The organism is Thermomonospora echinospora, assembly GCF_900108175.1.
GTDB lineage: Bacteria > Actinomycetota > Actinomycetes > Streptosporangiales > Streptosporangiaceae > Thermomonospora > Thermomonospora echinospora.
In genome coordinates this window covers 414,509-437,939 of sequence record NZ_FNVO01000001.1, presented here as the reverse complement: position 1 = coordinate 437,939, position 23,431 = coordinate 414,509, and the positions used below count along the sequence as shown (strand labels likewise).

Annotated in this window: 21 protein-coding genes; 9 read left to right on the top strand and 12 right to left on the bottom strand. The window is 72.9% G+C overall.

What is annotated here, in order from left to right:
- Positions 1-100: 100 nt before the first annotated feature.
- Positions 101-1,096 carry a hypothetical protein gene (locus tag C4U03_RS02005; RefSeq protein ID WP_146087231.1) on the bottom strand — a complete coding sequence of 332 codons (996 nt, stop codon included), beginning with the start codon at positions 1,094-1,096 and terminating at the stop codon, positions 101-103.
- Between the two features lie 276 nt (positions 1,097-1,372).
- Here C4U03_RS02005 and C4U03_RS02000 point away from each other — a divergent pair, with 276 nt between their 5' ends.
- Both C4U03_RS02000 and C4U03_RS01995 read left to right on the top strand, forming a co-directional pair.
- Positions 1,373-1,936, top strand: a complete 564-nt coding sequence (locus tag C4U03_RS02000) for a hemerythrin domain-containing protein (RefSeq protein ID WP_103935850.1) — start codon at positions 1,373-1,375, stop codon at positions 1,934-1,936.
- 9 nt (positions 1,937-1,945) lie between these two features.
- Entirely contained in the window at positions 1,946-2,995 is a 1,050-nt protein-coding gene (locus C4U03_RS01995; protein ID WP_103935849.1) for an NAD-dependent epimerase/dehydratase family protein, read from the top strand.
- Between the two features lie 245 nt (positions 2,996-3,240).
- Here C4U03_RS01995 and C4U03_RS01990 read toward each other — a convergent pair whose 3' ends face one another.
- Both C4U03_RS01990 and gndA read right to left on the bottom strand, forming a co-directional pair.
- Complete coding sequence (locus C4U03_RS01990) at positions 3,241-5,751, bottom strand: DEAD/DEAH box helicase (RefSeq protein WP_200826968.1); 2,511 nt, start codon at positions 5,749-5,751, stop codon at positions 3,241-3,243.
- Between the two features lie 247 nt (positions 5,752-5,998).
- Positions 5,999-7,426, bottom strand: a complete 1,428-nt coding sequence (gene gndA / locus C4U03_RS01985; protein ID WP_103935847.1) for an NADP-dependent phosphogluconate dehydrogenase — start codon at positions 7,424-7,426, stop codon at positions 5,999-6,001.
- A gap of 129 nt (positions 7,427-7,555) precedes the next feature.
- On the opposite strand from gndA, the gene C4U03_RS01980 reads away from it, so the two are divergent.
- The 3 genes from C4U03_RS01980 to C4U03_RS01970 all read left to right on the top strand — a co-directional run bounded on the left by C4U03_RS01980 (position 7,556) and on the right by C4U03_RS01970 (position 12,016).
- Positions 7,556-8,299, top strand: coding sequence for a beta-phosphoglucomutase family hydrolase (locus C4U03_RS01980; protein WP_103935846.1), 744 nt, complete (start codon positions 7,556-7,558; stop codon positions 8,297-8,299).
- Positions 8,300-8,347: 48 nt separating this feature from the next.
- The gene (locus tag C4U03_RS01975; RefSeq protein ID WP_103935845.1) at positions 8,348-10,807 is read left to right on the top strand and encodes a glycoside hydrolase family 65 protein; all 2,460 of its coding nucleotides are present in this window, start codon (positions 8,348-8,350) and stop codon (positions 10,805-10,807) included.
- Positions 10,808-11,023: 216 nt separating this feature from the next.
- Positions 11,024-12,016 (top strand): cation diffusion facilitator family transporter, encoded by a 993-nt coding sequence (locus C4U03_RS01970; protein WP_103935844.1) that lies wholly within the window; start codon positions 11,024-11,026, stop codon positions 12,014-12,016.
- A gap of 172 nt (positions 12,017-12,188) precedes the next feature.
- Here the strand turns inward: C4U03_RS01970 and soxR are convergent, their stop codons facing one another.
- Positions 12,189-12,695, bottom strand: a complete 507-nt coding sequence (gene soxR / locus C4U03_RS01965; protein WP_103935843.1) for a redox-sensitive transcriptional activator SoxR — start codon at positions 12,693-12,695, stop codon at positions 12,189-12,191.
- A 30-nt stretch (positions 12,696-12,725) separates the two neighbouring features.
- On the opposite strand from soxR, the gene C4U03_RS01960 reads away from it, so the two are divergent.
- Positions 12,726-13,088 carry a PPOX class F420-dependent oxidoreductase gene (locus tag C4U03_RS01960; protein WP_235017575.1) on the top strand — a complete coding sequence of 121 codons (363 nt, stop codon included), beginning with the start codon at positions 12,726-12,728 and terminating at the stop codon, positions 13,086-13,088.
- Between the two features lie 98 nt (positions 13,089-13,186).
- On the opposite strand, the gene C4U03_RS01955 is transcribed toward C4U03_RS01960, so the two are convergent.
- The 5 genes from C4U03_RS01955 to C4U03_RS01935 all read right to left on the bottom strand — a co-directional run bounded on the left by C4U03_RS01955 (position 13,187) and on the right by C4U03_RS01935 (position 18,223).
- Positions 13,187-15,037 (bottom strand): phosphoenolpyruvate carboxykinase (GTP), encoded by a 1,851-nt coding sequence (locus C4U03_RS01955; RefSeq protein WP_407701402.1) that lies wholly within the window; start codon positions 15,035-15,037, stop codon positions 13,187-13,189.
- 180 nt (positions 15,038-15,217) lie between these two features.
- Positions 15,218-16,264, bottom strand: coding sequence for an ABC transporter ATP-binding protein (locus tag C4U03_RS01950; protein ID WP_103935841.1), 1,047 nt, complete (start codon positions 16,262-16,264; stop codon positions 15,218-15,220).
- The gene (locus C4U03_RS01945; RefSeq protein WP_103935840.1) at positions 16,261-17,049 is read right to left on the bottom strand and encodes an ABC transporter permease; all 789 of its coding nucleotides are present in this window, start codon (positions 17,047-17,049) and stop codon (positions 16,261-16,263) included. Before C4U03_RS01945 ends, C4U03_RS01950 begins: the two co-directional genes overlap by 4 nt.
- On the bottom strand, positions 17,046-17,810 hold the full coding sequence (gene modA / locus C4U03_RS01940; protein WP_103935839.1) for a molybdate ABC transporter substrate-binding protein: 765 nt from the start codon (positions 17,808-17,810) through the stop codon (positions 17,046-17,048). The genes C4U03_RS01945 and modA overlap by 4 nt, the downstream gene beginning before the upstream one ends.
- 14 nt (positions 17,811-17,824) lie before the next feature.
- Positions 17,825-18,223, bottom strand: coding sequence for a TOBE domain-containing protein (locus tag C4U03_RS01935; protein ID WP_103935838.1), 399 nt, complete (start codon positions 18,221-18,223; stop codon positions 17,825-17,827).
- A gap of 264 nt (positions 18,224-18,487) precedes the next feature.
- Between C4U03_RS01935 and C4U03_RS01930 the strand changes: the two genes are divergently transcribed.
- Together C4U03_RS01930 and C4U03_RS01925 are read left to right on the top strand one after the other, a co-directional pair.
- Positions 18,488-18,904, top strand: coding sequence for a helix-turn-helix transcriptional regulator (locus C4U03_RS01930; protein ID WP_103935837.1), 417 nt, complete (start codon positions 18,488-18,490; stop codon positions 18,902-18,904).
- A gap of 112 nt (positions 18,905-19,016) precedes the next feature.
- Positions 19,017-19,457: a VOC family protein gene (locus C4U03_RS01925; RefSeq protein WP_103935836.1), complete on the top strand. Its 441-nt coding sequence runs from the start codon at positions 19,017-19,019 to the stop codon at positions 19,455-19,457.
- Positions 19,458-19,550: 93 nt separating this feature from the next.
- On the opposite strand, the gene C4U03_RS01920 is transcribed toward C4U03_RS01925, so the two are convergent.
- The gene (locus C4U03_RS01920) at positions 19,551-20,696 is read right to left on the bottom strand and encodes a nucleoside 2-deoxyribosyltransferase domain-containing protein (RefSeq protein WP_160146886.1); all 1,146 of its coding nucleotides are present in this window, start codon (positions 20,694-20,696) and stop codon (positions 19,551-19,553) included.
- 156 nt (positions 20,697-20,852) lie between these two features.
- Between C4U03_RS01920 and C4U03_RS01915 the strand changes: the two genes are divergently transcribed.
- Positions 20,853-21,545: a heme lyase CcmF/NrfE family subunit gene (locus C4U03_RS01915; RefSeq protein WP_200826967.1), complete on the top strand. Its 693-nt coding sequence runs from the start codon at positions 20,853-20,855 to the stop codon at positions 21,543-21,545.
- Between the two features lie 101 nt (positions 21,546-21,646).
- Here C4U03_RS01915 and C4U03_RS40980 read toward each other — a convergent pair whose 3' ends face one another.
- Together C4U03_RS40980 and der are read right to left on the bottom strand one after the other, a co-directional pair.
- A complete protein-coding gene (locus C4U03_RS40980; protein WP_200826966.1) occupies positions 21,647-21,850 on the bottom strand; it encodes a hypothetical protein in 204 nt (67 codons plus the stop codon).
- Between the two features lie 118 nt (positions 21,851-21,968).
- A complete protein-coding gene (gene der, locus C4U03_RS01910; protein ID WP_103935834.1) occupies positions 21,969-23,369 on the bottom strand; it encodes a ribosome biogenesis GTPase Der in 1,401 nt (466 codons plus the stop codon).
- Positions 23,370-23,431 lie beyond the last annotated feature (62 nt).

Sequence of the window (23,431 nt, the reverse complement as noted above, 5' to 3'; positions counted from 1 at the left end):
ACACCGGGAGGACCGGGCGGTACGGGACAGCCGGTCGTCCGCAGGGCACGGCGATCGGCCGGACTCGGAACGATCGACGGCTCAGCGGGGCACCGGGAGATCAGAGGCGGCCGACGGCGCGGGCGGCCTGCACGGCGCTGGTGATGGAGTCGTGCAGGGCGGTCTCGGCGCGCTGGGCGTCCCCGGTGAGCCGGTCGATCTCCTCCCGGGCGAGGTCGTCGCGGACCGTGCGGGCCAGCAGGTCGCGGTGGCGGGCGTTCTGCTCGGGCAGCCGCCGCAGCACCTGCCACTCGTGGTAGGCGCCGTCGAGGTCGCGCACGCGCCGGGCGTAGTCCTCCAGCGCCTCCACCCGCTCGGTCACCGACCGCACCGACAGGGCCAGGGCGCGGCGCTGCGGCTCCAGCAGCGCGCGGACCGGCTCGCTCAGCCGGTCGGGCCGCTGCGCCTCGTGCTCGCGGCGCAGCCGGGTGTGCTCGGCCAGCGCCTCGGCGATCTCCCATTCCTGGTACGGCAGCGCCACCGCGTTGCCGACGCCGTCCAGTAGCCCGGCCCGCTGCGCCCGCGAGCCCTGCACGGCGTCGATGGCCCGCTGGGCCCGGCTCAGCAGCCCGGCGGCGGGCCGGTCGAAGTCGCCGGCGGTCAGGTAGCGGCCGTGGTGGACGCGGGCGGCCCGGGCGGCCGGCGGCTCGCCCAGCCGCCGGGCGATGCCGACCGTCCAGCCGGTGAAGCCGGCCGCCGCCACCAGCACGGCCGCCGGCTCCCAGCCCAGCAGGATCAGCGTGACCTGCACCACCGGCAGGACGAGCATGGCCAGCACGGCCGTGCGGCCCCACCGGAAGACACCGGTCAGCAGGTCCTCCTCGTCCAGGGAGGCCAGCAGGAACAGAGTGATCCAGCCGCCGGGCAGCACCCCGTAGAACAGCGCGAGCAGCGGGATCCACAACGCGCGGGCCAGCAGCCGGGCCGGGCCCGGCCGGGGTCTGGCGGGGGCGGGCCGGGCGGCGGCCACCAGCCGGGTGGACGGGGCGCGCAGCAGGTCGCGGTCGGCCGCCGGGATGTCGGGGTCGAGCACCGGGCGCGGTCGCGGACTCGTCATATCGACCACCGGTTCTCCCACCTGTAGGGAACCTCTCCCTTCCGATGCTTGCGCCTTCCCGCCCGTCAGTCCAACCCTCGGCGGTGAGATCTCCCGCGGCCGACCCGCGGCGCGAGGCGGGCGGCGACGCGCCGGCCGGAACGGCCGGCCTGGCGCACCGGACGGCCCCGCCCCACCGGCCGATCGTGCGCATCTGCCCTCTGACGTGCGCGTAAGCGGATGCATGCCGGGCCGATGGCGGGGTAGGGCGCCCGCACGTCGACCAGAGAGGTGATCATGAGCGCCGAGCACAACGATGTGGTGGACCTGCTGCTGCGCCAGCACGAACAGATCCACGAACTGTTCTTCCAGGTGCAGGACCGTACCGGGGACGAGCGCCGGGACGCCTTCCGGCGGCTGGTCCGGCTGCTGGCGGTGCACGAGACGGCCGAGGAGGAGATCGTGCACCCGCTCGTCCGCAGGACGGCGCCCGACGGCGAACGCGTCGTCGCCGACCGGCTGGCCGAGGAGCGCGAGGGCAAGGAGATTCTGGCGTCCCTGGACGGCATGGACATCGACGACCCGGCGTTCCTGGCCGGCCTGAAGGACCTGCGCGAGGCCGTCCTGCGGCACGCCCGCGCCGAGGAGAAGCACGAGTTCCCCCTGGTCCGCGAGAAGTTCGGGGACGCCGAGCGGCGGGCGATGGCCGTCGCGCTCAAGGCCGCCGAGGCCACCGCGCCCACGCATCCCCACCCGGGGACCGAGAGCGCCAAGCGCAACCTGCTGGCGGGGCCGGCCGTCGCGGTGTTCGACCGCACGCGCGACCTGGTCAGCGGTGCGCTGTCCAAGGTCGGCCGGTGAGGGGGCGTCATGAGAGTCGTCGTCATCGGCGCCACCGGCAACGTCGGCACCAGCCTCGTCCAGGCGCTGGCCAACGCCCCCCGGGTCACCTCGATCCTCGGGGTGGCCCGGCGGATGCCCAGGTGGCAGGCCAGTAAGACCGAGTGGGCCCGCGCGGACATCACCCAGGACGACCTGGTGCCGCTGCTGCGCGACGCCGACGCCGTGGTGCACCTGGCATGGCTGTTCCAGCCGACCCACGACCCCATGGTGACCTGGCGCAACAACGTGCTCGGCAGCGCCCGGGTGTTCCGCGCGGCGGCCGACGCCAAGGTGCCCGCGCTGGTGTACGCCTCGTCGGTGGGCGCTTACTCGCCCGGCCCCAAGGACCGGCCGGTCGAGGAGGACTGGCAGACGCACGGCTGGCCGACGGCCGCCTACAGCCGGGAGAAGGCCTACGTCGAACGGCTGCTGGACAGCTTCCAGGTCAGCCAGCCGCACTGCCGGGTGGTACGGATGCGGCCGGGGTTCATCTTCAAACGGGAGTCGGCCACCGAGCAGCGCCGGCTGTTCGCCGGGCCGCTGCTGCCCAACCGGCTGGTGCGCGCCGGGCTGCTGCCGTTCTTCCCGGACATCCCCGGGCTGCGGTTCCAGGCACTGCACACCGCCGACGCCGCCGAGGCGTACCGGCTGGCGGTGCTCGGTGACGCGCACGGCCCGTTCAACCTGGCGGCCGATCCGGTGCTCGGCCCGACCGAGCTGGCCCGGCTACTGCGGGCGCGCACGATCCCGGTGCCGGTCCGGGGGGTACGGGCGGCACTGTCGGCGGCGTGGACGCTCGGGCTGGTGCCCGCCTCCCCGCAGCTGTTCGACCTGGTGCTGCGGATCCCGATCATGGACAGCGGGCGGGCCCGCCGCGAGCTCGGCTGGAGGCCCCGGCTCACCGCGCTGGACGCGCTGCAGGACTTCCTGAAGGGGCTGCGGGAGGGCGCCGGCATGGAAACCCCGCCGCTGTCCCCGAGCACGAGCGGTCCGCTGCGGGTCCGCGAACTGGCCACCGGAGCCGGCCGCCGGCCCTGACCCGTCCCCGGTTCGCAGGCGCCGGCGTCCCGGCGGGCCGTCTGACCGACGTCCCGGTCGGCCGCCTGGAGGCAGGCCCGGATCACGCCCGCCGGCGCTCACCGGCGGGCGGCCCGCAAGACCTGCCCCGATCACTGCGGCGGGCGTTCACCGGCGACCGCCCCAGGGCGAGCCCGGATCGCGGCCACCGGCGCTCACCGGCGGTCGGCGCTCACCGGCCGCCGACGTTCACCGGCGGTCGGCTCTCACAGGCGGTCGACGGCCAGCACGCGGATCACGGCCGTGCCCTCCTCGTCGGAGGCGGTCAGGTCCACCTCGGCCGAGATCCCCCAGTCGCGGTCGCCGGCGGGATCGTCGAAGGTCTGCCGGACCCGCCACAGCGCCTCGTCGGGAACCTCCTCGATCATCAGTAGCTTGGGTCCGCGGGCGTCGGGGCCGGTGCCCAGCTCCTCATGCTCGGCGTAGTAGGCGTCCATCGCCTCGGCCCACGCGTCCGCGCCGAACTCCGGATCCAGCTCGCCGAGCTCGGCGTAGCGCTCCAGGGCGGCCAGCTCCACCCGGCGGAACATCGCGTTGCGCACCAGCACCCGGAAGGCCCGCGCGTTGGCGGTGACCTTGGCGGCCGGGGCGTCGATCACGGCGCCGGGCTCCTCGTCACCGGTGGGGTTGGTCAGCTGCTCCCACTCGTCCAGCAGGCTGGAGTCGACCTGGCGGACCAGTTCGCCCAGCCACTCGATGAGGTCGATCAGCTCGTCGGTCTTGATCGACTCGGGCACGGTCTGCTGCAGGGCCTTGTAGGCGCTGGACAGGTAGCGCAGCAGCAGCCCCTCGGTGCGGGCCAGCTCGTAGCAGCCGATGTACTCCACGAACGTCATCGCCCGCTCGTACATGTCCCGGACGATCGACTTGGGCGCCAGCGGGTGGTCGCTCACCCACGGGTGGCCGCGCCGGTAAATGTCGTAGGCGGCGCCGAGCTCCTCCTCCAGCGGCCTGGGGTAGGTGACGTCCTGGAGCAGCTCCATCCGCTCCTCGTACTCCACCCCGTCGGCCTTCATCTGGGCGACGGCCTCGCCGCGGGCCTTGTTCTCCTGGGCGGCCAGGATCTGCCGGGGATCGTCCAGGGTCGCCTCGATCACCGACAGCACGTCCAGCGCGTACGTGGGCGAGGTCTGGTCCAGCAGCTCGAACGCCGCCAGCGCGAACGTCGACAGCGGCTGGTTGAGCGCGAAGTCCTCCTGCAGGTCCACGGTAAGGCGGGCGTAGCGGCCCTGCTCGTCGGGCTCGGTCAGCTGCTCGACCACTCCCCCGGCCAGCAGCGAACGGTAGATCGCGATGGCCTGGGAGATGTGCCGGCGCTGCCGGTCGCGGGGCTCATGGTTGTCGGTCAGCAGCTTCTTCATCGCCTGGAACGCGTTGCCGGGCCGGGCGATCACCGACAGCAGCATGGCGTGGCTGACCTTGAAGCGGGACTGTAGCGGCTCCGGCGGGGCGCTCTGCAGCTTGACGAAGGTCTCCTCGTCCCACGACACGAAGCCCTCGGGCGCCTTGCGGCGCACCACCTTGCGGCGCTTCTTGGGGTCGTCGCCCGCCTTGGCCAGCGCCTTGGAGTTCTCGATCACGTGTTCGGGGGCCTGGGCGACCACGTACCCGATCGTGTCGAACCCGGCCCGCCCGGCCCGCCCGGCGATCTGATGGAACTCGCGGGCGCGCAGCCGCCGCACCCGGTGCCCGTCGTACTTGCTCAGCGCGGTGAAGACCACGGTGCGGATCGGCACGTTGACGCCCACGCCGAGGGTGTCGGTGCCGCAGATGACCTTGAGCAGCCCGGCCTGCGCCAGCCGTTCCACCAGCCGCCGGTACTTGGGCAGCATCCCGGCGTGGTGCACCCCGATGCCGTGCCGCACGAACCGCGACAGGTTGCGGCCGAACCGGGTGGTGAAGCGGAAACCGCCGATCAGCTCGGCGATCTCGGCCTTCTCCTCCTTGGTGCACACGTTGACGCTCATCAGCGCCTGCGCCCGCTCCATCGCCGCCGCCTGGGTGAAGTGCACCACGTAGATCGGCGCCTTCTGGACGCTCAGCAGGTCCTCGATGGTCTCGTGCAGCGGCGTGAGGCGGTACTCGTACTTGAGCGGGACGGGCCGCTCGGCCGAGGTGACCACCGCGGTGGGGCGGCCGGTGCGCCGGGTCAGGTCCTCCTCGAACCGGGTGACGTCGCCCAGCGTCGCCGACATCAGCAGGAACCGGGCCTGCGGCAGCTCCAGCAGCGGGATCTGCCAGGCCCAGCCGCGCTCGGGCTCGGCGTAGAAGTGGAACTCGTCCATGATCACGGTGCCGATGTCGGCGTCGGCGCCGTCCCGCAGCGCGATGCCGGCCAGCACCTCGGCGGTGCAGCAGATGATCGGGGCGTCGGCGTTGACGCTGGCGTCGCCGGTCATCATGCCGACGTTCTCGCTGCCGAACATCGCGCACAAATCGAAGAACTTCTCCGACACCAGCGCCTTGATCGGGGCGGTGTAGAAGCTGACCTCGTCCCGGCCGAGCGCGGCGAAGTGCGCCCCGGCGGCCACCAGGCTCTTGCCGGAGCCGGTCGGGGTGGCCAGGATCACGTTGGATCCGGAGACCACCTCGATCAGCGCCTCCTCCTGCGCCGGGTAGAGCGTGATGCCACGCTCGGACACCCAGTTCGCGAACGCCTCGAACAGGGCGTCGGGGTCGGCCTTGGCAGAGGGCGGCAGCTGATCGATGAGGCTCACCCATCCATCCTGCCCGGAATGACCCGGTGGCCGCGCCATCTCACGGCCGCGCCTCCGGCGCGGCGGCGAGCGGGCCCGCTTATGGTCGCGGCTTCGCCGCGACGGCTCGCGGGCCTTTGGTCGCGCGGTCTTCCCTCGTCGCGGTGAAGATCGCTCGTTCCTCACGATCTTCACCGCTCCTCAGTCCAGACCGCGCGGGCCCGCTCTCGGGTGGTCTTCGGTACCCGGGGGGTGCGAGGTCTTCGGATCAGCCGGGGATCTCGGTGCGGTCGCCTCCCCAGAGGGTGTGGAACGAGCCGTCCCGGTCGACGCGGCGGTAGGTGTGGGCGCCGAAGAAGTCGCGCTGGGCCTGGGTGAGGGCGGCCGGGAGCCGCTCGGCGCGCAGCGAGTCGTAGTAGGCCAGGGCGGTGGAGAAGCCCGGCGCCGGGATGCCCAGGCGCGCCGCCGTGGCGACCACCTTGCGCCAGGCGTCCTGCGCGTCGCCGAGCGCCTCGGCGAAGTGGTCGTCGGTGAGCAGGGTGGTCAGCGCGGGGTCGGCGTCGTAGGCGGCGCGGATCCGGTCCAGGAAGCGGGCCCGGATGATGCAGCCGCCCCGCCAGATGGTCGCCATCGCACCGGGGTCGACGTCCCAGCCGTACTCGGCGCTGCCCGCCTGGATCTGGTGGAAGCCCTGCGCGTAGGCGACGATCTTGGAGGCGTACAGCGCCTTCTCCACGTCGTCGGCGAACGCGGCGGCCTCCTCCAGGCGGGACGGGGCGGGGCCGGGCAGTCCGCGGGCCGCCGCGCGCACCTGCGCGTGCCCGGACGCCGAGCGGGCGAACACCGCCTCGGCGATGCCGCTCACCGGGACGCCCAGGTCCAGCGCGGTCTGCACGGTCCAGCGCCCGGTGCCCTTCTGCTCGGCCTGGTCGAGTACGACGTCAACGAAGGGCCGCCCGGTGGCGGCGTCGGTGTGCGCCAGCACCTCCGCGGTGATCTCGATCAGGTAGGACTCCAGCCGTCCGTCGTTCCAGGTGCGGAACACCTCGGCGATCTCGGCCGCCGGCAGCCCGCAGGCGTGCCGCAGCAGGTCGTAGGCCTCGCCGATCAGTTGCATGTCGGCGTACTCGATGCCGTTGTGGACCATCTTGACAAAGTGCCCGGCGCCGTCCGGGCCGACGTGGGTGCAGCAGGGCGTGCCGTCCACCTTGGCGGCGATGTCCTCCAGCAGCGGGCCCAGCGCCGCGTACGACTCCGCCGATCCGCCCGGCATGATGCTGGGGCCGTGCAGGGCGCCCTCCTCGCCGCCGGAGATGCCGGTGCCGACGAAGTGGATCCCCCTCTCGCGCAACGCCTGCTCCCGCCGCCTGGTGTCCAGGAAGTGCGCGTTGCCACCGTCCACGATCATGTCGCCGGGCTCCAGCAGCGGGGCGAACTCGTCGATCACCGCGTCGGTGGGGGCGCCCGCCTTGACCATGACCACCAGCCGCCGGGGGCGCTCCAGGGCGGCCACGAAGTCCTCGGGGGTCTCGGCGGGAACGAACGTCCCCTCGTGCCCGAACTCCTCCACCAGCGACTTGGTGCGGGAGGTCGTACGGTTGTGCACGGCGACCGGGTGGCCGTGCCGGGCCAGGTTGCGGGCTAGGTTGCGGCCCATCACCGCCAGTCCGGTGACACCGATGCGCGCCTGAGCCATGGCCGATCCCCTCTCCATCGAAGCGACTCCTCCGTTGTACGCGAAGCGCACGGCACCCGTTCGGTCTCCGCCCCAAGGGGTAGCACCGGGAGAACAAAGAGGCCCCCACATCCACCCGGAGGGAGAGTGATGCTGTCCAGCGATCTTCAAGCCTGTCTGTTCGACATGGACGGGGTGCTGACGGACACGGCGGCGGTGCACGCGGCCGCCTGGAAGGAGATGTTCGACGGGTTCCTGCGCGAGTGGTCCGAGCGGGAGGGCATTCCGTGCACACCGTTCGACCTGGCCGGGGACTACGTCGAATACGTCGACGGCAAGCGCCGTGAGGACGGCGTCCGCTCATTCCTGGCCTCGCGGGGCATCCGCCTTCCCGAGGGGCGGCCGGACGGCCCGCCCGAGGCCGAGACCGTGCACGGCCTGGGCGCCCGCAAGAACGCCCTGCTCCTGCGGCTGCTGGACGAGCGGGGCGTCGGGGTCTTCCCGGACGCGGTGGACTTTGTGCGCGCGGTGCGCGAACGCGGCATGCGGACGGCGGTGGTCTCCTCCAGCGCCAACACGGTCCAGGTGCTCAAGGCCGCCGACCTGACCGACCTGTTCGACGCCAGGATCGACGGGGTCGTTGCCCAGGAGCGCGACCTGCCGGGCAAGCCCGCCCCTGACATGTTCCTGGCCGGGGCCGAGGCGCTGGGCGCGCAGCCGCGGCGGGCCGCCGTCTTCGAGGACGCGCTGTCGGGGGTCGCGGCGGGCCGGGCCGGCGGTTTCGGGCTGGTGGTCGGCGTGGACCGGGTTGGCGGCGGCCACGCCGCCGCGCTGCGGGAGAACGGGGCCGACGTGGTGGTCGGCGACCTCGGTGAACTACTGGAGACCCGATGAGCCTGAAACCACTGGAGGCCTGATCAGCATGAAATCACTGGAGGCCCGATGAGCATGCCCGAAGCCCCCCAGCCCGGGTACGGGGTCGATCCCTGGTGCATCCACGAGCACGAGCTGCACCTGGACCGCCTCACGCAGAGCGAGTCGGTGTTCGCACTGTCCAACGGGCACATCGGGCTGCGCGGCAACCTCGACGAGGGCGAGCCGAACGGTATGCCCGGCAGCTATCTGAACTCCTTCTACGAGCTGCGCCCCCTGCCGTACGCCGAGGCCGGCTACGGCTATCCCGAGTCCGGACAGACGGTCATCAACGTCACCAACGGCAAGGTGTTCCGGCTGCTGGTGGACGACGAGCCGTTCGACGTCCGCTACGGCCGGCTGAACCGGCACGAGCGCACGCTGGACCTGCGCGCCGGGACGCTGACCCGGACGGTGGAGTGGTGCTCGCCCGCCAATGACACCGTGCGGGTCACCTCGACGCGGCTGGTGTCGCTGACCCAGCGGGCCATCGCGGCGATCTGCTACGAGGTGGAGCCGGTCGACGGCCCGGTGCGGATCGCCGTGCAGTCCGAGCTGGTCGCCAACGAGTCGCTGCCGCGGCTGGGCGAGGAGGACGACCCCCGGATGGCCGCGGTGCTGGAACATCCGCTGGTCAGCGAGGAGCACTCGGCCAATGGCCGGCGGGTCGTGATGGTGCACCGCACCCGGCGCAGCCGGCTGCGCGTGGCTGCCGGGATGACCCACGAGATCCAGGGGCCGGAAAGGCTGTCGGTGGACGCCGAGTGCTTTCCCGACGTCGGCCGCGTCACCGTGGCCACCCGGCTGGAGCCGGGCCAGAAGCTGCGGATCATCAAGTACCTGGCCTACGGGTGGTCCAGCCAGCGGTCCCGCCCGGCGCTGCACGACCAGGTCGTAGCGGCGCTGGCGAACGCCCGGCTGACCGGCTGGGAGGGTCTGCTGGAGGAGCAGCGGGCGTTCCTGGACACATTCTGGAGCGGCGCTGACGTCGAGGTGGACGGGGACGCCGAGGTGCAGCAGGCGGTGCGCTTCGGGCTGTTCCACATCTTGCAGGCCGGGGCGCGGGCCGAGCGGCGGATGATCCCCGCCAAGGGCCTGACCGGGCCCGGGTACGACGGGCACACGTTCTGGGACACCGAGACGTTCGTGCTGCCGATGCTCATCTACACCTATCCGACGGCGGCGGCCGACGCGCTGGCCTGGCGGCACATGACGCTGCCGCTGGCGGAGGAGCGGGCCCACCAGCTCGGCCTGGAGGGAGCGGCGTTCCCCTGGCGCACGATCCGCGGGCAGGAGTGCTCGGGCTACTGGCCGGCCGGCACCGCCGCCTTCCACGTCAACGCCGACATCGCCGACGCGGTGATCCGCTACGTGGACGCCACCGAGGACACCGAGTTCGAACGCGAGGTGGGCCTGGAGATCCTGGTGGCCACGGCCCGGCTGTGGCGCAGCCTGGGGCACCACGACGTGCACGGCGGGTTCCGCATCGACGGGGTGACCGGCCCGGACGAGTACAGCGCCCTGGCCGACAACAACGTCTACACCAACCTGATGGCGCAGCGGAACCTGTGGGCGGCCGCCGACATGGCGATGCGCCACCCGGACCGGGCCGAACGGCTGGGCGTGACCACCGAGGAGGCGGCCTCCTGGCGGGACGCTGCGAACGCCATGATGATCCCCTTCGACGAACGGCTGGGCGTCCACCCGCAGAGCGAGAACTTCACCAACCACGCGCGGTGGGACTTCGCCGCGACCAAGCCCGACCAGTACCCGCTGTTGCTGCACTTCCCCTACTTCGACCTGTATCGCAAGCAGGTCGTCAAGCAGGCCGACCTGGTGCTGGCCATGCAGCTGCGCGGCGACGCCTTCACCGAGGAGCAGAAGCGGCGCAACTTCTCCTACTACGAGGGCATCACCGTGCGCGACTCCTCGCTGTCGGCGCAGACCCAGGCGGTGATCGCCGCCGAGGTGGGGCAACTGGACCTGGCGCACGACTACCTTGGCGAGACCGCCCTGATGGACCTGCACGACCTGGCCCGCAATACCCGCGACGGGCTGCACCTGGCCTCGCTGGCCGGGGCGTGGAACGCGCTGGTGGCCGGGTTCGGCGGGCTGCGGGCCGACGACGGGTGCCTGCGGTTCGCCCCCCGGCTGCCGGGCGGGATCAGCCGGCTGGCGTTCCGGCTGCGCTACCGGGGACGGCGGCTGTGCGTGACGGTGACCTCCGAGCACGCCTGCTACGAACTGCGCGAAGGAGCCCCGATGCGGGTGATCCACCACGGCGAGGAGTTCGAGCTGGGCGACGTCCCGGTCGAGCTACCGATCCCGCCGATGCCGACGCTGCCGCGGCCCGCCCAGCCGCCGGGACGGGAGCCGGCCCCGCGCCGTACCGATCCGGCCGGCCGCAGGCTGCGTCCCGAACCGCAGAGCGGCGCAAGACACGGAGCGGCCCAAGCCACGGAGCGGCCCGTGACACGGAGCGGCCCGTGACACGGAAGCGGCCCGTGACACGGAAGCGGCCCGTGACACGGAAGCGGCCCGTGACACGGAAGCGGCCCAAGCCGCGGAGCGACCCCTGACACGGATGCGGATCGTGACGCGGGAGCGGACCGGCGCCCGGCCACGGCAGGAGCGTCCCGTTCGCAACAGCGCGGGCCACGCTGTTGTCGAGGTGCGGCAACGGGATGTTCCGGTCATCCTGGCGCCATGGACCCTCACCGTCATGGCGTCTTCGCGCGGGCCCGCCATCTGCTCCGGCCGCACTCCCACGGCACGGCCGGCCGGGTGGACCGGGAGCTGGAGTCCGCCGCCGAGGGCATGCGGGCACTGTGGATCTCGGTCGCCGGGCTGGGCGTCACCGCGCTGGTCCAGGCGGCGGTGGTGGCGGCGTCGGGCTCGGTGGCGCTGCTGGGCGACACGCTGCACAACGCCGCCGACGCGCTGACCGCCGTGCCGCTGGCCGCGGCGTTCTGGCTGGCCCGGCGGCCGCCGTCGCGCCGCTACACCTACGGCTACGGGCGCGCGGAGGACCTGGCGGGGATGCTGGTCGTCGCTGTGATTGCGGTGTCCTGCGCGGCGGCGGGATGGTCGGCGATCGCCCGGCTGCTCGATCCGGCCCCGGTGCGCCACCTGCCCGCCGTGGCGGCCGCCGCCGTGGTGGGGTTCGTGGGCAACGAACTGGTCGCCCGGTACCGCATCCGGGTGGGACGCAGGATCGGGTCGGCCGCGCTGGTCGCCGACGGGCTGCACGCCCGTGCCGACGGGTTCACCTCACTGGCGGTGCTGGCCGGGGCCGCGGGGATGGCGGCCGGCTGGCAGTGGGCGGATCCGGTGGTGGGGCTGGCCATCACGGTCGCGATCGCGGCGGTGCTCCGCCAGGCGGGCCGCGAGGTCTGCCACCGGCTGATGGACGCCGTCGACCCGGCCCTGGTGGACCGGGCCGAGGAGGCGCTGCGCACGGTGCCGGGGGTGCTGGCGACCGGCGCCGTCCGGCTCCGCTGGACGGGGCACCGGCTGCGCGCCGAGTGTGAGGTGGTGGTGGACCACCGGGCCAGCGTCGTGCAGGCCCACCGAGTGGCGGTGGCGACCGAGCACGCGCTGCTGCACGCCCTGCCCCGCTTGCACGGCGTCACGGTCCACGCCGACCCGCAGCCCGTGGACGGCACCGACCACCACGCCGTCCTGGCGGACCACCGTTGACGGCGGCGCCGGGACACGGCGCTCCACCGCCCGCGCGGGCCGGGCGGCGGACAGGATGCGGCGGCGCCGGGGCATGGCGCCCCGGCGCACCTCATGGCGTCCCGGAGACCTCATGGCGTCCCAGACACCTCATGGCCTGCCGGTGATCTCATGGCCTACTGGGGACGACGGGCTAGGACTCGCAGCTGATGCACTCGGCGGCGGGCGGGCGTGGGTCCTTGGCGGCCGAGACGAGCAGGCGGCGCGGCCCGGGCCCCTGTTTGCCCAGCTCGTCGTACGGGTTGGCCAGCGCGCACCGGTTCAGCGACAGGCAGCCGCAGCCGATGCAGTCGGTCAGGTCGTCGCGCAGCCGCTGCAACTGGGTGATGCGCTCGTCCAGCTTCTCCCGCCACGACTCCGACAGCGCCGCCCAGTCGTCCACCGTGGGGGTGCGCTCCTCCGGCAGCCGGGACAGCGCCTCGCGGATCTCCGCCAGCGGGATGCCGACCCGCTGCGACACCCGGATGAAGGCCACCCGGCGCAGCGTGTCGCGGGTGAAGCGGCGCTGGTTGCCGGCCGTGCGGCGGCTGTGGATGAGTCCCTTGGCCTCGTAGAAGTGCAGCGCGGACACCGCCACGCCACTGCGTTCGGCCAACTGTCCCACGGTGAGCTCGTAGCGGTTGCGGGCGGATTGCGTCATGCCCGTACTCTAACTTGACCTCAAGGGAGCTTGAGGTTCGCTGCTCGCAGCATGGACCTCACCGAACCCGAATGCGCCTTCCTGAGCACCCAGCGGCTGGCCCGACTGGCCACCGTGGACTCTCGGGGAGCGCCGCAGAACAACCCCGTTGGCTTCTTCCACGACGCCGAGAGCGGCGCCTTCGTCATCGGCGGCCACGCGCTGGGGACGACCCGCAAGTTCCGCAACGTCCTCGGGAACCCGCACGTCGCGCTGGTGATCGACGAGCTGGTCTCCACGCGGCCCTGGCGGGTGCGCGGGATGGAGATCCGCGGTACGGCCGAGGCGCTCACCGGCCAGGAGCCGCCCGCGCCGGGGCTCGGCCGGGAGCTGATCCGCGTCCGCCCCGGCTGATCTTCAGCTGGGGCGTGGAGCCGGGCGCCCCCGGCATGACCGGGCGGGCGGCCGCCACGCCCTCCGCGAGGGAGTGACGCGGCGGCCGCCCGGACGGCTCAGCCCAGGCGGTTGACCAGGGCCTTGTACTCGTCCCACAGCTCCTTGGGCAGGTGGTCGCCGAAGGTGTTGAAGTGGTCGGGGACCAGGGCGGCCTCCTGCTTCCACACCTCGGTGTCGACCGACAGCAGGGTCTCCAGGTCCGCGTCGTCGATGTCCAGGCCCGCGGTGTCCAGGGACTCCTTGGTCGGCACGTGGCCGATCGGGGTCTTGACGGCGTCGGCCTTGCCGTTCAGGCGCTCGACGATCCACTTGAGCACCCGGCTGTTCTCACCGAAGCCCGGCCACAGGAACCGGCCGCCGGCGTCCTTGCGGAACCAGTTGACGTAGTAGATCCGCGGCAGCTTCTCCGGGTCGGCGTCCTTGCCCAGCTTGACCCAGTGGCCGAAGTAGTCGCCCATGTTGTAGCCGCAGAACGGCAGCATCGCGAACGGGTCGCGGCGCAGCTCGCCGACCGTGCCCTCGGCGGCGGCGGTCTTCTCCGAGGCCACGTTGGCGCCCAGGAAGACGCCCTGCTGCCAGTCGAAGGACTCGGTCACCAGCGGGACGGCGGTGGCCCGGCGGCCGCCGAACAGGATCGCCGAGATCGGCACGCCCTTGGGGTCCTCCCACTCGGGCGCGATCGTCGGGCACTGCCCGGCCGGGGTGGTGAAGCGGGCGTTCGGATGAGCCGCGGGGGTGCCGGACGCCGGCGTCCAGTCGTTGCCCTTCCAGTCGGTCAGGTGCGCGGGCGGCTCGTCGGTCAGGCCCTCCCACCACACGTCGCCGTCGTCGGTGAGCGCCACGTTGGTGAAGATGCTGTTGCCCCACAGCGTCTTGATCGCGTTGGCGTTGGTGGACTCGCCGGTGCCGGGCGCGACGCCGAAGAAGCCGGCCTCGGGGTTGATGGCGTACAGCCGGCCGTCCTCGCCGAACCGCATCCAGGCGATGTCGTCGCCGATCGTCTCGACCTTCCAGCCGGGAATGGTCGGCTGCAGCATGGCCAGGTTGGTCTTGCCGCAGGCGGACGGGAAGGCGGCGGCCACGTAGCGGGCCTCGCCGGCCGGCGGGGTCAGCTTGAGGATCAGCATGTGCTCGGCCAGCCAGCCCTCGTCGCGGGCCATGGTCGAGGCGATCCGCAGCGCGTAGCACTTCTTGCCCAGCAGCGCGTTGCCGCCGTAGCCGGACCCGTAGGACCAGATCTCCCGGGTCTCGGGGAAGTGCGAGATGTACTTGGTGGAGTTGCACGGCCAGGGCACGTCGGCCTGGCCGGGCTCCAGCGGGGCGCCGACCGAGTGGACGCACCTGACGAACGAGCCGCGCTCCTCGATGAGCCGCAGCGCGGGCGCGCCCATCCGGGTCATGATCCGCATCGACACCGCCACGTAGGCCGAGTCGGTGATCTCGACGCCGAGCTGGGAGATGTTGCCGCCCAGCGGGCCCATGCAGAACGGCACCACGTACATGGTGCGGCCCTGCATGCAGCCGGCGAACAGCTCACCGAAGGTCGCCCGCATCTCGGCGGGGGCGATCCAGTTGTTGGTGGGGCCGGCGTCCTCCTCTCGTTCGGAACAGATGAATGTGCGGTCCTCGACCCGGGCGACGTCGCTGGGGTCGGAGGCCGCGTAGAAGCTGTTGGGCCGTTTGGCGGGGTCGAGCCGCTGGAAGGTGCCCTGCTCCACGAGAAGGTCGGTGAGCCGCTGCCATTCCTCGTCCGAGCCGTCACACCACTCGACCCGGTCCGGGCGAGTGAGCTCGGCGATCTCGCGCACCCACTCGACCAGCTCATCGTGACTGGTGGGGGCCTGATCGAGGCCGGGTACCTGTTGAGACACGGGCAACTCCTTATGCTGTTCGCAGGATCTTTGCATGATGAGCAAAACCGCACATGTTTTCCATTTGGTCTGGACCAATCCAGGGCGTTTTTACCGTCCCCCGGTGGTTTTGTGACAGATGTCACTCGTTGGAACGTGCCCTTCACAACGCGGAGTAATCATCCGGACAGGCGGGTTCGGGCCGGGGCAGGTCGAGTCAGGCCGGGTCAGGCCGGGTCAGGCCGGATAGGCGTGGGTCTCGGCGGCCTTGAGCACGGCCCACACCTCGCTGCCCTCGGCCAGCCCGAGTTCGGCGACCGCGCCCGGGGTGACGTCGGCGGCGGCCGGAAGGGGGCCGCTCAGCCCGACCCGGATGCGGTCGCCGTGCCGTTCGATGGTCTCCACGCGGGCCCGCCACCGGTTGCGGGGGCTGCCGTCCGGCCGCGTCCGGTACAGCGCCACGGCCGACGGCGCGAACGCCACGAACACCTCGCCCTCCAGGGCCTCGGTGGCGTCGAACCTGACCGGCCCCTTATCCCCCTCCAGGGTGACGGTGTGGCCGTGCGCCCGTCCCCGGTAGAGGTTCAGCCCGACCAGGCGGGCCACGTAGTCGGTCCGGGGGTGCCGGGCGACCTCGGCCGGCGGCCCCTCCTGCACCATCCGCCCCTGCTCCACCACCACCAGCCGGTCGGCGAGCACCATGGCGTCCAGCGGGTCATGGGTGACGAGGATCGTCGCTCCCGCAAAGCCGGCCAGGTGGCGGCGCAGCGCGGAGCGGATCTCCAGCCGGGTGTGCGCGTCCAGGGCGGCCAGCGGCTCGTCCAGCAGCAGCAGCCGGGGCTCGGTGACCAGGGCGCGGGCCAGCGCGACCCGCTGGGCCTGGCCGCCCGACAGCGCCCGGGGCTTCTTGGCCAGGTGCTCGCCGAGGCCCACCCGTTCCAGCCATCCGGCGGCCCGCTCGCGCGCCGCGCGCCGCGGCACGCCCTGGCAGCGGGGCCCGAACGCGACGTTCTCCAGCGCCGACAGGTGGGGGAACAGCAGGTAGTCCTGGAAGACCACGCCGACCGGCCGCCGCTCGGCGGGCAGCGCCCCGATCGGCTCGCCGTCCAGCCGGATGTGCCCGCCGTCCAGCGGGAGCAGCCCGGCCAGGGCCCGCAGCGCGGTGGTCTTGCCGGCGCCGTTGGGGCCGAGCAGCGCCACGACCTCGCCCGCGGCGGCGGTCAGCGGCAGGTCCAGGCGGAAGTCGCGGCGGCGGACGGTCAGGTGCGCGTCCAGGACGGTCACGGGGTGCTCACCCACCGGTCCCGCAGGGCGGCCAGGATGACCACCGAGACGGTCAGCAGCACCAGGCTCAGCACGATGGCGGCCTCCGGGTCGGTCTCCAGCGCCAGGTAGACCGCCAGCGGCATGGTCTGGGTGCGGCCCGGGAAGTTGCCCGCGAACGTGATCGTGGCGCCGAACTCGCCCAGCGCCCTGGCCCAGCACAGGATCGCGCCGGCCGCGATGCCCGGGGCGACCATCGGCAGGGTGACCCGGCGGAAGATCGTCCATCGGGAGGCCCCCAGCGTGGCGGCGGCCTCCTCGTAGCGGGGGTCGGCGCCGCGCAGCGCGCCCTCCACGCTGATCACCAGGAACGGCATCGCCACGAACGCCTCGGCCAGCACCACCCCGGCGGTGGTGAACGGCAGCGAGACGCCGAACGCCGACTCCAGCCACCGGCCCACGATCCCGCGTCGCCCCAGCACCAGCAGCAGCGCGACGCCGCCCACCACCGGGGGCAGCACCAGCGGCACCGTGACCAGCGCCCGCACCAGGCCCCGGCCGGGGAAGCCGGTCCGCGCCAGCACCCACGCCAGCGGAACGCCCAGCACCAGGCACAGCGCGGTCGCCAGCGTCGAGGTGACCAGCGACAGCCGCAGCGCCTCCAGCACCTGCGGCTCGCCCAGCCGGGTGCCCAGGGTGGACCAGGGCGCGCGGATCAGCAGCCCGGCCAGGGGCAGCACCAAGAAGGCCAGCCCGAGCACGGCCGGAAGCACCAGCACCCAGGGCACCCGGCTCCGCGTGCTCACGCGGATTCGAACCCGGCCCTCGTCAGCACCGCCCGGCCCTGCGCCGACAGCACCAGGTCCACGAACTCCCCGGCGAGCCCGGGCTGGGGCGCCTTGGCCAGGGCCGCGATCGGATAGTCGTTGATCGCTTCGGCGGACTCAGGGAACTCCACGCCCTCGACCTGCCCGCCCGCGGCCCGCACGTCCGTCCGGTAGACCAGCCCGGCGTCCGCCTCGCCCAGCCGCACCTTGGTCAAGACGGCCTTGACGTCCTGCTCCTGCGAGACGGGGGTGACCTTGACGCCCGCGACGTCCAGGGCCTTCTCGGCGGCGGCACCGCACGGCACCTGCGGGGCGCACAGCACCACCTTCAGCTCGCGCCCGGCCAGGTCGCGCAGCGTCCGGATCTTTGCCGGATCGCCCGGCGGGACGGCGATGACCAGCCGGTTGCGGGCGAACGTACGGGGCGCATCAGCGGTCAGCCTCTCGTCGGAGACCGGCCGCATGGTGGCGGGGCTGGCGGCGGCGAAGACGTCGACGGGAGCGCCCTGGACGATCTGCTGGGCCAGCGTGGAACTGCCGCCGAAGCTGAACCTGACCCGCACGCCGGGGTGAGCCTTCTCGAAGGTCTTGCCGAGCTCGGTGAAGGTCTCGGTCAGCGACGCCGCGGCGAAGACCGTCAGCGTCCGGTCCGCCGGATCGTCACCTCCGGTGTCGCCGCAGCCGGCCGCTCCCAGCGCCAGCGTGATCGCGGCAAGGACGGCCGTGAGATGCCTGACCATGGTGCTCTCCCTTTTCACCCGTGCTCGGGCAGTTCGACGACGACGGTGGTGGACTTCACGACGGCCTCGGCGACCACCCCCACCTGGAGCCCGAGTTCGTCGGCGGCCTCCCGGCTCATCAGCGACACCAGCCGGAACGGGCCCGCCTGCAGCTCCACCTGGGCCATCACGGTGTCGCGGACGACGTCGGTGACGATCCCCCGCATCCGGTTGCGGGCCGAGGAGAACCGGGACCCCGGCTCCTCGCGCCGCGCCTGCGCCCGTACGAAGGCGGCCAGGTCGGCGCCCGCGACCCGGCGGTGGCCGTGGCCGTCGCGGGTCGCGGGGAGCCGGCCGGAGTCGACCCAGCGGCGCACCGTGTCGGCGCTGACCCCCAGCAGCGCGGCGGCCTCACTGATCCGGAACGTTGTCACGGGAGCAAGCTAACACCTTGCACATACCAGCCTCAATGGCTGGATAAGCCCGTGAATAAGAGGAGCAATCCCGCTAAGGGTAGGCAACTGCGGCTAAGGCGGCTGCTCTGTAGGGGTGCCCCGAACCGCTGCCGCCGGAGTCGCGGGCGGCCATCGCCGAGATCAGCACGTTCGTCCACCGGGCGCTCGGCCCCACCGCCGCCACGGCCCGCACGTGACGGCACGGAGGCGGGTTGTCGCACCCCTGTGCCAGGATCGGCGCCCATGGGGACCCCGCAGCCGCTGGACGTCGCCCAGCTCCGCCGGTTGCGGCTGGCCAAGGACATCATGGACCGGGACTGGGCGCAGCCACTCGATGTGGACGCCGTCGCCGCCCGGGCCGGCTACTCGCGCTACCACTTCATCCGGTGCTTTCGCGAGGCGTACGGGGAGACGCCGGGGCGGTACCTGAGCCGCCGCCGAATCGAGCGCGCCCAGGACCTGCTGCGCTCGGCCAACCTGACCGTCACCGAGATCTGCATGATGGTCGGCTTCAGCAGCCTGGGCAGCTTCTGCACCCGCTTCAAGCAGCAGGTGGGCATGACGCCCGCGCAGTTCCGCGCCCGGGCCCGCCGGGACGGTCCCGCCCCGATCCCCGGCTGTTTCGTGCTGCTGTGGGCGGGTGGTTTCCGCAAGGACTGAAGGGGCCTTTCGGGAGGACCCGGCCGCCGCAACTTTCGAGAAGTCGCCCCCGGCCCCCCTTCACTAGCGTGAGCAGCGCGAACGGACCACCTCGACGACGATGGAGGCAGCGGTGATCACGGGAGTCGGCGTGACGACGGTATGGGTGCTCGACCAGGACAGGGCCAAGGAGTTCTTCGTCGGCAAGCTCGGCATGGAGCTGCGCGACGACGTCACCATGGGCGAGGGCGGCATGCGCTGGCTGACGGTCGGCGCCAAGGACCAGCCGGACCTGATGCTCACCCTGATGGTGCCCGGCCCGCCGGCCCAGGACCCCGAGTCCGCCGAGCAGCTCAAGGCGCTGCTCGCCAAGGGCGTCCTGGGCGCGGCGGTGTTCACCACCACCGACTGCGAGGGCGACTACCGAGAGCTGAAGGAGCGGGGCGTCACCTTCCTGCAGGAGCCGCAGCGCCGCCCGTACGGCGTCGAGGCGATCTTCCGCGACGACTTCGGCAACTGGTACAGCCTGACCCAGCGGTTCGCGGAGCCGGACGAGTCCACCGCCTGGAACTGAACTCCCCGGCGCCGGCCGGCCCCCTGGCGCGGGCACCGGCCGGCGCCAGGGGGCCGCGTCCCGGCCGCGTCGAGGAGGACCTGCTCCGCCACGTCAGCCCCTGGGCCGGACGGTGGTGAGCGCCTCGGCGATCATGCCGAGGGTGGCCCAGTCGACCAGCCGCGCCCGGCGGATCTCGGCGAACGTGGCGGCCTCGACGTAGGTGCGTTCGCCCAGGTCGACCTGGCCGTGCGGGCCGGTGCCGCGGATGGCGGCCAGCTCCTCCCCGGTGATCTCGGCGGAGAACAGATGGGCGCGATGCGCCGACATCGTGGCGTTGACCTGCCGGGCGCCGTGCGGGTGCAGCCGCGCGGGGTCCAGCACGAGCCCGGTCTCCTCGGTGACCTCCTCCACGGCGTTGCGCAGCGGATCGGCCGGCCCCGACCCGCCCGGCAGCTCGTGCACCATCCCGTCCGCGGTGGCGGCCGCGCTGCGGAACTCCCGGACCAGCACCACGACCGTCTCGTCCAGCGTCGGGCCGGGCCGGTGGAGGACGACGACGCTGATGTCGGGGCGGGAGAAGACGACCTCGTTGTCCTTGACCCTGCCCTCGGCGGCCACCTCGACCGCGACCCGCATGCCCCACAGCGGCCCGGCGTGCCACAGCAGCCGGGCGCCGCGCAGGACGTTGCCCGCGCCGCGCTGCGCCGCGTACCACCGCTGGAAGCCGTCCAGTCGCCAGATCAGCAGCGGCACCTCGCGTTCGCCGCCGGTGCGCGGCGCGCCGCCGCCGATGCGGTCGAGGGCCGCGGCGATCACGCCGTCCAGCGTCGTGGAGACCGGCACGCCGAACTTGCCGGCGTAGTGGCGCAGATAGTCGTTCTTGGGGGCCTGCGGCGGGGCGCCGAAGACCACCCGGCCCGAGTCGTGCCACATCCCCCACTCCACGTTGGTGGTGAACGCCGGCATGGTCCGCAGATCGCGCGGTATCCAGAAGACGATCTCGTCGGACAGGTGCAGGCAGCGCTCCTCCCAGTCCACCTGACCCCGGTAGTCGTCGTGGACGCCGTGCCGGTGCTCGGGGACGAAGACCACCAGCCGCCCGGACCCGGCCCAGCATCCGCGCAGCCGGTCGACGGCGGCCGGGCGCCAGGACTCCGCCCCGGGCCCGCGGGGGGTGGGACCTGCCAGGAAGACCGCCGCGTCCCAGCTCTGGGGAGGTTCCTCGCGCGCGTAGACCACCACCACCTCGGAGTCCATGGCAGCCATTCTCCCGGCCCGTCCCAGAGGAACGACCCGCGGACCCCGATACGGGCGGGCGGTCCGCGCCCGGCCCGCATCGGCGGGCTTGGACCGGCCTGTAACGGGTAAAGGGCGGTTCAAGCCAGATCAAACCTCACCTGGTCAGGAGATCTCATGACTGGGACGATGCGAGTACCGCGCAGCCGGGGCGCGCTCAGCGGAATCCTGCTGGTGCTTCTCGGGCTGTGGGGCGGGCTCATCCCCTTCGTCGGCCCCTACTTCGACTTCGCCTTCACCCCCGACGAGCCCTGGCACGTCACCGGCGACCGGCTGCTGCTGAGCGTCGCGCCCGCCGCCGCGACCGTGCTCGGCGGGCTGGTCGTGCTGGCCGGCGCCAACCGGGCGGTGGCGCTGCTCGGCGCGTGGCTGGCCACCCTGGGCGGAGCCTGGTTCGTGGTCGGCGGGCCGCTGTCAGTGCTGTGGGACGCCGCGGGAGTCGGCGCCCCGCTGGGCGGCGAGGGCCGGCAGGTGGCCGAGCAGCTGAGCTTCTTCGCCGGGCTCGGCGCGGCGGTGATCTTCTTCGGCGCGCTGGCGCTGGGCCGCTTCTCCGTGGTGGGCGTCCGGGAGGCCCGGCTGTCGGAGGAGATGGCCGAGTACGACGCGCACCGCGACCGTGACCACGCGCGTGATCATGGACGCGACCATGAGCGTGGTCCCTTCGAGCCGCCCGCGTCGCGGGACACCGTCCCGACGCCGGTGCACCCCCAGGGCCGCTATGCCCGGCGGCCGGACCAGGTCCCGCCTCCGGCCGAGCCCGCCGACCACCGGGTGGCCGGCGAACCCGGCGGAAACCACGGCCGCGTGTGAGCGGAGGCCGGCGGCCCTGGCTCACCGCCGGGGCGCCGACCGGACGCAGGACCGGGCCGGTGGCCGTTCCTCTCCAGGGGCCGCGCGGATGGGGTCGGGTCTCAAAGGCCCCGGTTACGCATCCGGCGCACGCCCATGGAGGTCTCGGTGCCCTGGTCCCTGCCGTCCAGCTTGACCGGGTCGCTGTCGCCGAGCATGGCGCCCAGGCCCACCAGCAGGCCCAGGCCCCACATCCAGGGTTTGTCCCAGGTGAAGCCACCGGCCACCAGGGCGATGGCGGCGCAGGCGAACAGCAGGGTCCTCACGTGGCACTCCCCGGACGGCGCAGTGGAACAGGTTCTCGTTCTGCGTCTACGATAGGAGAGCGCGCGGCGCCGGGGAACCCCTGCCCGCCCGTTCACCGAACCCGGTTCGGTCCGGTACTCACCTCTTGCGGGCGGCCCGCTTCTCCCGGATCTTCATGGTGATCTCGATTGGGGTGCCCGCGAAGCCGAACTCCTCACGCAGCCGCCGCTCGATGAACCGCCGGTAGCCCTCCTCCAGGAACCCGGAGGTGAACAGCACGAACCGGGGCGGCCGGACCCCCGCCTGGGTGGCGAACAGCACCCGGGGCTGCTTACCGCCGCGGATCGGGTGCGGATGCGCGGCCACCAGCTCGGCGAAGAACTGGTTCAGCTTGGCGGTGGGCACCCGCGAGCCCCAGCCCTCCAGGGCGGTGTCCAGCGCCGGGACCAGCTTGTCCACGTGCCGCCCGGTGAGCGCGGAGATGTTCACCCGCGGCGCCCAGCGGGCGTGGTAGAGCTGCCGGTCGATCTCCCGCTCCAGGTAGTGGCGGCGCTCCTCGTCCAGCAGATCCCACTTGTTGTAGGCGATCACCAGCGACCGGCCGGCCTCGATCACCATGGAGATGATCCGCAGGTCCTGCTCGGTCAGCGGCTGGCCGGCGTCCACCAGCACCACCGCGACCTCGGCGCGCTCCAGCGCCGACTGGGTGCGCAGCGTGGCGTAGAAGTCGGCGCCCTGGTTCTCGCGGTGCCGCCGCCGGATGCCGGCGGTGTCGATGAACCGCCAGGACCGCCCGCCCAGCTCGATCAGCTCGTCCACCGGGTCCCGGGTGGTGCCGGCGACGTCGTCGACCACCACGCGGTTCTCCCGGGCCAGCTTGTTGAGCAGGCTGGACTTGCCCACGTTGGGACGGCCGAGCAGCGCCACCCGGCGGGGGCCGCCCTCGACGGCGAGCAACTGCGGCGGGGCCTGCTGCGGCAGCGCCGCCAGCACCGCGTCCAGCAGGTCGCCGCTGCCGCGCCCGTGCAGCGCGCTGACCGGGTGCGGCTCCCCGATGCCCAGCGACCACAGCGCCGTCGCCTCCAGTTCGGTGGCCGCGTCGTCGACCTTGTTGGCCACCAGCACCACCGGCTTGCCGGAACGGCGCAGGATCTCCACCACGGCCTCGTCCACGTCGGTGGCGCCGACCGTGGCATCCACCACGAACATCACCACGTCGGCCAGGTCCACCGCCATCCGGGCCTGCTCGGCGATGGCCGCCGCCAGCCCGGCCGCGTCCGGCAGCCAGCCGCCGGTGTCGACCACCGTCAGCCGCCGCCCGCTCCACTCGGCGTCGTAGGCGACCCGGTCCCGGGTCACCCCGGGCACGTCCTCCACGACCGCCTCGCGGCGCCCGAGGATCCGGTTCACCAGGGTCGACTTGCCCACGTTGGGGCGGCCGACCACGGCCACCACCGGCGGCGGCGCCTGGTCGTGCTCCAGCCCCTCGCCCTCGATGATCTCCAGGGCGGTGGCCTCGTCGATGTCGTACTCGTTCACTGTCGCTCCGGTTTCGCGGTCGTCCTGCCGTACCACGTGCTCCGCGGACGACCGGTTCGGAG